Origin of the sequence: Microbacterium sp. Leaf351, from assembly GCF_001423825.1 — a bacterium.
In the GTDB taxonomy this organism is placed as follows: Bacteria; Actinomycetota; Actinomycetes; order Actinomycetales; family Microbacteriaceae; genus Microbacterium; species Microbacterium ginsengisoli.
This window is the reverse complement of sequence record NZ_LMPK01000001.1, coordinates 8,400-9,546: the sequence shown is the minus strand read 5'-3', so window position 1 is coordinate 9,546 and position 1,147 is coordinate 8,400. Positions and strand designations below refer to the sequence as shown.

The window sequence follows — 1,147 nt, the reverse complement described above, 5'->3', positions numbered from 1 at the left end:
CTCGTCGCCCGCGTGAGGCGGCTGTTCGACCTCGACGCCGACCCCGACGCGATCGACGAGGCGCTCGCCTCCCATCCCGAGCTCGCCGCGAGCGTCGCCGACGCACCGGGCGTGCGGGTGCCGGGCGCCGCCGACCCGCACGAGATGCTGATCCGCGCCATGGTCGGCCAGCAGATCACCGTCGCCGCGGCGCGCACCGCGCTCACGACCCTCACCGACGAGCTCGGCGAGCGGATCGAGCCGATCGAGACCGCCGACCGACTCTTCCCGACGATGCGCGCGATCGCCGACCACGGCGCCGAGGTGCTGCGCGGCCCGGCCGCCCGCATCCGCGCCATCACGGGGGCGGCCTGCGCGCTCGCCGACGGCGAACTGGAGCTCACCACCGGCGACGACGGCGCCGCCCAGCGCGAGGCGCTGCTCGCGATGCCCGGCATCGGCCCGTGGACGGCCGACTATGTGCGCATGCGCGTCATCGGCGACCCGGACGTGCTGCTGCCGGGCGACGTCGCCGTGCGCACCGGCGCCGCACGGCTGGGCATCCCTGCCGATCCCGCCGGGCTCACCGCCTGGGCGGACCGCGTCGCGCCGTGGCGCAGCTACCTCACCGCACACCTGTGGCGTGCGGCATCCGCCCCGCTGACTCCCCGAAAGGCGTCCTCATGACCGCCCGCACCTTCGCCGTCGTCGACACCCCCGACGGCCCCTTCGCACTCCTCGCCGACCCGGACGGCGCCGTCGTCGCCTCGGGCTGGACCGCCGACCTCGATGCCCTCCTCGCGCGCCTCCCCGAGCGCGAGCGCGGCGTCGACGTCGTGTCCGGTGCGAGCGAGCACACCGCCGCGGTCGAGGCGTTCTACGCGGGCGAGGTCGCCGCGATCGACACCGTGCCCGTGCGCCAGTGGGGCACGCCGCTGCAGCAGCGCGGGTGGGCCGGTCTGCGGGCGATCGCGGCGGGGCATCCGCTCACCTACGCCGAGTTCGCCGTCGCGCTCGGATCGCCGACCGCCGTGCGCGCCGCCGCCTCGATCTGCGCCCGCAACGCGCCCGCGCTCTTCGTGCCCTGCCACCGCGTGCTGCGCACCGGCGGCGCCATGGGCGGATTCGCCTGGGGCGTCGAGGTCAAGCGCTCGCTGCTCGCGCGCGA

General features: G+C 76.6%; 2 protein-coding genes. Both read left to right on the top strand.

All coding sequences use genetic code 11. The features are described 5' to 3' along the window. On the top strand, positions 1 to 666 hold a 666-nt coding region (locus ASG00_RS15865; protein WP_327037443.1), incomplete at its 5' end, for a DNA-3-methyladenine glycosylase family protein. Continuing rightward, the coding region (locus ASG00_RS14980) for a methylated-DNA--[protein]-cysteine S-methyltransferase (protein WP_162238303.1) at positions 663 to 1,147 on the top strand (485 nt) is incomplete at its 3' end. The genes ASG00_RS15865 and ASG00_RS14980, both read left to right, overlap by 4 nt.